The sequence below is a fragment of the Rhizobacter sp. P2_H2 genome, assembly GCF_056403375.1.
The window spans coordinates 1-4,560 of the sequence record NZ_JBFUFP010000403.1 but is presented as its reverse complement, the minus strand read 5'-3'; the positions used below and the strand labels follow the sequence as shown (position 1 = coordinate 4,560).

At 64.2% G+C, this 4,560-nt stretch carries 4 protein-coding genes; 3 read left to right on the top strand and 1 reads right to left on the bottom strand.

From position 1 onward, the window contains the following. On the bottom strand, positions 1-909 hold a 909-nt coding region (locus AC1D15_RS19010), incomplete at its 3' end, for an SOS response-associated peptidase family protein (RefSeq protein ID WP_477827211.1). 305 nt (positions 910-1,214) lie between these two features. Here AC1D15_RS19010 and imuA point away from each other — a divergent pair. From imuA to AC1D15_RS18995, 3 genes are all read left to right on the top strand, one after another. Then, positions 1,215-2,009, top strand: coding sequence for a translesion DNA synthesis-associated protein ImuA (imuA, locus tag AC1D15_RS19005; protein ID WP_477827210.1), 795 nt, complete (start codon positions 1,215-1,217; stop codon positions 2,007-2,009). Then, positions 1,945-3,315, top strand: coding sequence for a Y-family DNA polymerase (locus AC1D15_RS19000; protein ID WP_477827209.1), 1,371 nt, complete (start codon positions 1,945-1,947; stop codon positions 3,313-3,315). Before imuA ends, AC1D15_RS19000 begins: the two co-directional genes overlap by 65 nt. 5 nt (positions 3,316-3,320) lie before the next feature. Continuing rightward, positions 3,321-4,560 (top strand): PHP domain-containing protein (locus AC1D15_RS18995; protein ID WP_477827208.1); only part of this gene is annotated, 1,240 nt, incomplete at its 3' end.

The window sequence follows — 4,560 nt, the reverse complement described above, 5'->3', positions numbered from 1 at the left end:
CGGCTGCTTGTCGTCGAGAATTTCTTGTTGACGTTGCAGGGCCCCGAGTGTCGGGGAAAGCCAGTCGTGCATGCTCTCGGGCTTGATGGCGATTGGGCAGCGATTGTGCCCGGCCGCTGCGACTTCTGGCGGTGGCTCATCGGTGATCACCGCGAAGGAGAGCAGATCGTCATGGCCAGGCGCAGTCCAATGCGCCCATACGCAGGCAACGAGCATCGGGTCGCCGGACTGCGGGCGGAACTGCAGCACAGTGTTCGCCGGGGCTCCGTCAGGGCCGCTTACCGCGACGTTTTCATAGAACGCGTTCACGACCAATACACCGTGCGAGACGCCGAAAACCGGCTTCCAGAAGTTGTCCAGCGAGTCGCGGCGCGCGTTGTAGGTGGCGGGGTACTTCGTGTCGTAGAAGACCGGCTTGTCAGGCAAGCGGCACAGGTATCGCATCGGTACCAACTTCCGCTCGCCGTCGCGCATGACCATGACGGGTGCATAGTTCGCCGGGTAGATGCGCCCGTCACGTGGCTCGATGTGGGTTCTCCGCAGGTCGTCGAACTTTGCCTGGGCCCGGGCAATCTTGTTGTTCGCAATGCGCTCGCTCTCCTGAGCGCTCTTCGTCACCTTCGTCACCAACTTGCGTTGCGCGTCGATCAGTCGCCTTCGCTGGGTGAAGAACTCGGCCTCGAACTTCGCGACCTGCTGCAGATTGAACTCGTCAATCAGCTCTTTGATCCTGAGCTCGTCGGGCGAGCCGGGCGAGGCGAACGGAGCCTCCATGCTCTTCGGGATCACGATCGAGGGGTCTGAGCGCCTTCGCCAGAAGATGTCGAAGTACTCTTTGATGCTCATGGTCGCACCCCACTCGCGGATGTACAGCTTGTACTCGGCTTCGACTTCAGCGCTGTAGCACATCCCTTGTCCTCCACACGCAAGGCCGTGGCCCGATTGCTCCCTTGAGCGATCGTAGCGCCTGGTCGACGAGACGCGAACCGTGCCCTGATGTCCTAGGGGGAGCCGGGGAGGCGGTGTTGTCAGATGCCCGGTGACGCAAGGTCTCTCGCAAAAATATCTTCAGCGTCAAAAATCAACGGGCTCAACGCTTTACCGACCGAATGGTGCAAACGTCGCACGCGGACGGTGGGCCGTCTCCTCACGTGGTAGCTGTATGGATGTACAGTATTCATATGAATTCGCGTCCAAGCCGACCAGTGTCTGCGATGCCTCGCCTGCCAACGCAGGTGGAGGCCGCGGTTTGGCGCGCAGATCAGATTGGGAACGAGCGGTCGCGCGTGTTGCCTACCGGCTTTCAAGCCCTTGACCAGGCTCTGCCTGGAGGCGGATGGCCGTGCGCTTCGATCACTGAGGTGCTGCAGGTCCAGCCGACCGTCGCGGAATGGCGGCTGCTCGGCCCGGGATTGAAGGTCGMGATGGAAAAGGGCGTCGAGCTCGTGCTCATCGGTCCACCGAAACTGCCTCACCTCCCAGGGCTGCGCCTGGCGGGCATCGATGAGCGGCGCGTGATCTGGGTGCAGGCTGAGTCGCCTGCGCAGCGACTGTGGACCACGGAGCAGCTCATCAAAGCCAACACGATGGCGGTACTGATGGCATGGCTGCCTCAGGTGAGGCCGGAGCAACTGCGGCGGCTGCAGGTGTGTGCGGCCAGCGCTGACAGCCCCGTCTTCCTCTTCCGTCCTGCGTCCGCGCAGCACCAAGCCTCCGCAGCGCCGCTGAGGCTGAGCGCCGAGTCCGATGTSGACTGGCAACTGCACGTGCGCGTGTTGAAGCGACGCGGCCCGACCATCGACGAAACGCTGACGCTGCGCTCTGTTCCTGCCGGACTGGAGGCGTTGATCACGCCCCGCATCGCCAAACCTTCGTCGCTCTTCGCCGCACGGCGTCGTCATCAGCACGACCCGCTTCAAACCTTCCTTTCTCAGGCCGATCCAGATGTTGTGGGCAGCCTTCCTTCCGCAAGTAGCGTCAGTTTCGGACGCCGGGCACCAGCGCACTGACGTGAGCTCGCAAGCGCTGGCCGACGCGGTCAGCGGCTTGAGCACCTGGGCGCTGCAGTTCACGCCGCGCGTTGCGGTGATCGAACCCGAAGGGGACTCGCCGGCAGTCGTCATGGAAGTCGAAGCCAGCGTGCGACTCTTCGGCGGCAAGCGCCGACTGGTCGGACGTGTCCGCGAGGAAGCCAGTGCACTGGGCGCAGAGCAGGTCAGTTGGGCGCCCACCAGCCTGGGCGCCGTCGCACTCGGGCGGGCTCGGCAGTCCAACGGCTTTGCGGCGCCCCTCGGCACACTGCTCKATGCGCTTCCCATCCACACGCTGACCTCGGTGGGTAAGCATCAGGCGACGCTTGCCCGACTTGGATGTCTGACGCTCGGTCAGGTCAGGGCGCTGCCTCGCGGTGGACTCAGCCGCCGCTTCGATGGGCAGCTTCTTGCCGCGCTCGACCAGGCGTACGGCTTGCGGCCGGAGGCGCATGAATGGGTCGTCTTGCCGGATGTCTTTCGGGCGCGTCTGGAGCTGATGGCGCGCGTTGAGCTCGCCCCGGCATTGCTGTTTGGCGCGCGTCGCCTGCTCCTCCAACTCAGTGCCTGGTTGACCGCGAAGCACAGCGGCGTCACGGCGTTCACCTTCCACTGGTGGCATGACACGATGCGGTCGCGATCGGCAGGCACCGGTGGCTCGTTGACGATTCGGACAGCGCGTCTCATGAGGGACGTTGAGCATCTCGGAAGTTTGCTGGCAGAGCAGCTGGCGAAGGTCGAGCTGCTCGCTCCGGTGGGCGACATCGAGCTGACCGCCGACGAGGTTGAGTCGCTGGAAGAGGCAAGCCTCTCGCTCGTCCCGGACGTGCGCGTTGCAGGTGAAGGACTTGCGTTGGTGCTGGAGCGCCTGGCCGCCCGCCTCGGCCCTGAACGGGTGCTCCGCCCGCTGGCATTGGAGGACCACCGGCCGGAGTGGATGTGCCAGTGGCAGGCAGCCGATGTTCAGCGCCCGAAGCGCCTCGCACGCGTGCTCGACGTTCCACAGCCGACGTTCATCCTCGCGCAGCCGCTGCGACTGGCGATGCAGGGCCCGCATCCGATGTACCAAGGCGCGCTGCAACTGCTCTCTGGTCCGCATCGCGTCGAAGGGGGATGGTGGGACCGCATGGAGGAAGGCGGGTCACAGTGCACGCGCAATGTCAGTCGTGATTACTGGATCGCGGTCAGTGAGCACGCGGGGGTCCTGTGGATCTTCCAAACGCGACTGGCCGAGAGTGAGTCGGCGGCTCAAACGGCCTGGTATTTGCACGGCACTTTCGCCTGACCGCCATGCGCCGCATTCCTGCGTACGCCGAGCTGCGTTGCGTCTCGAACTTCAGCTTCCTGCGGGGCGCGAGCCAACCCGAAGAGTTGGTGGAGCGCGCGTACGAGCTGGGATATTCAGCGTTGGCCCTCACCGACGAGTGCAGCCTCGCCGGCATCGTGCGGGCGCACGTGGCTGCGAAGAAGTGCGGATTTCATCTGGTCGTCGGCAGTCAGTTTCAGGTTCACTGCGACGAGGCGACACGTGCCGCCGTCCCTTCATTCGTTCTCACCGTGCTCGCGAACGACTTGAACGGCTATGGGAACCTCTCGCAGTTCATCACGAAGCTTCGGCGGTCGTCGGACAAGGGGACCTACCAGCTCGCGCTCGAGGATGTCACCGGGGCCGAACTGGCGGACTGCGTCGTGCTCTGCTCTCCCAAACGAATGTGCGAGCAGAGCCAGCTGGACGCCGTCGCCAGCTGGCTGTTGACGCACTTCATGGGGCGCTGCTGGTTCGGTGTGGAGCTCATCCGGGTGCTCGACGACGAGGCATGGCTGCACCGGCTGAGACAGGCCTCCGAAGACAGTGCCATTCCTCTTGTCGCAGTGGGCGACGTTCACTTCCACGTTCGATCGCGAAAGCCGCTTCAGGACGTACTGACGGCCACGCGTGTTGGGCGTCCCCTGACCGACTGCGGCCTGGACCTGCAGCCGAACGCGGAGCGCCACCTGCGCACGCGCCTTCGGCTGGCACAGACCTACCCGGCGGACTTGCTCGATGAGACGCTCAACGTCACGGCGCGGTGCTGCTTCTCGTTGGACGAGTTGAAGTACCAGTACCCCGACGAGGTCGTTCCCGCAGGGCACACGCCGGCGAGCTACCTGCGCAAGATCACCTACGAAGGCGCGGGGCAACGGTGGCCCCAAGGCATGCCGGCGAAGGTCCAACAGCTGATCGAATACGAGCTGTCCCTGGTGGCAGAGCTGCGCTACGAACACTACTTCTTGACGGTCGCCGACATCGTGATGTTTGCGAGGTCTCGCGGCATCCTCTGCCAGGGTCGTGGCTCTGCTGCGAACTCGGTGATCTGCTACTGCGTCGGCGTGACCGAGGTCGACCCGGCACGCATGTCGGTGCTGGTCGAGCGCTTCATCTCGAAGGAGCGCAACGAGCCACCTGACATTGACATCGACTTCGAGCACGAGCGGCGCGAAGAGGTGCTGCAGTACCTCTACAACAAGTACGGGCGCGATCGTGCAGCGA